This is a genomic window from Streptomyces sp. NPDC002130 (genome assembly GCF_040296465.1).
Classification (GTDB): Bacteria; Actinomycetota; Actinomycetes; order Streptomycetales; family Streptomycetaceae; genus Streptomyces.
The window spans coordinates 1-1,298 of sequence record NZ_JBEOXI010000933.1 but is presented as its reverse complement, the minus strand read 5'-3'; the positions used below and the strand labels follow the sequence as shown (position 1 = coordinate 1,298).

At 62.2% G+C, this 1,298-nt stretch carries 1 protein-coding gene and 1 pseudogene; one reads left to right on the top strand and one right to left on the bottom strand.

The window, feature by feature from the left end; genetic code table 11:
* A partial coding sequence (locus ABT116_RS47120) for a TetR/AcrR family transcriptional regulator (RefSeq protein WP_351647523.1) occupies positions 1 to 605 on the bottom strand: 605 nt, incomplete at its 3' end.
* Between ABT116_RS47120 and ABT116_RS47115 the strand changes: the two are divergent.
* Positions 604 to 1,298: pseudogene (locus ABT116_RS47115) on the top strand (histidine kinase); the annotation flags it as partial. The gene ABT116_RS47120 and the pseudogene ABT116_RS47115 overlap by 2 nt on opposite strands.

The following is a 1,298-nucleotide window of genomic DNA, read 5'->3' as shown; positions in this document are numbered from 1 at the left end:
AGGGGAGGGAGGGGAAGCGAGTCACGATGCAATCCCTCGGTGCGTAGTCCGTCGAGCATCACCGAAAGGTATCGGCGCCACACAGTCGGGTTGACCGGCTGAGCAAATTCGGTGACTGCTCCCACCATGAAGATGAGGCCGAACAGGTCCGTGGGGACGGCGTCGGGACGCAGCATTCCGGCGTCCTGGGCCCGGTAGAAGATCCTCTCGACCGACGGTTCGACGATGGATCGTTGGCATGCCAGCTGCTCGCAGCCCTCGTCGGTTCCGTTCAGGACGTCTTTGAGCCCACGATTGACCGACATACGGCTGCAGGCGAATTCGGCGAACGTGACGAGTCCGTCCCACGGATCCGGATTGTTCAGTGATGCCTCGGCAGTGGCGGCGATGTCGGCAAAGTTCTGTTCGAAGACTCCGTCGATCAATTCTTCCTTGCTGGCGAACCGCCGATAGACAGTTCCGACGCCGACACCCGCGCGCCGGGCAACGTCGTCGAGTGTGACGTCGATCCCTTCTTCGGCGAACAATTCACGTGCGGCATCGATGATCAACTGCCGGTTACGTGCAGCGTCGGCGCGAAGCGGGCGCCCCATTGCGGTACTCATGTCTCCACTCTACCCGCCAAGTGGAGACAGTCCGGACCCGACTGCGATTCTGCAACCACAGACCGAGAAAATCCGACAGGCAACCGGCGTCGATTTCATCGTGGTGATGGCGCCGGATCGCACTCGGTTCACACACACGAGCCCGGAACTGATCGGCCAACTGTTCACCGGGAACATCGACCGCGCACTCGCCGGCGCGACCTTCACGGAGACGTACGCCGGGTCGCTGGGGCCGTCGATCCGCGCAGTCACTCCGGTTTACGATTCCGGTGGAACCCTGGTCGGTCTGGTTTCCGCCGGTGTCACCCGCGAGCAGATCAGCAAGCAGTTCGCCCAAAGTGTTCCGGTCATCCTGTTCGTTGCCGGCGGCGGTCTTCTTGCCGCCCTCCTGAGTTCACTTCTGGTGAGTCGGCGTATCCGGCGACAGACCCTGGGGATGGCGCCGGATGAACTGCGCACCATGTACGAACACCACGACGCCGTCCTGCACAGCATCGGTGAGGGCTTGGTGGTGATCGGGCGAGGCCGAAGCAACGATGCGCGAGTGGATATCGTCAACGACGAAGCACGTCGCCTCCTCGATCTACCGGAAGGGCCCGTGCCACTTTCATCCATCCCCGAGACCATGCGGGTCGACGATGCCTCTCCCGCAAAAGATCAAGTGCACCTCACCGACAAGCGTGTGCTGGTGGT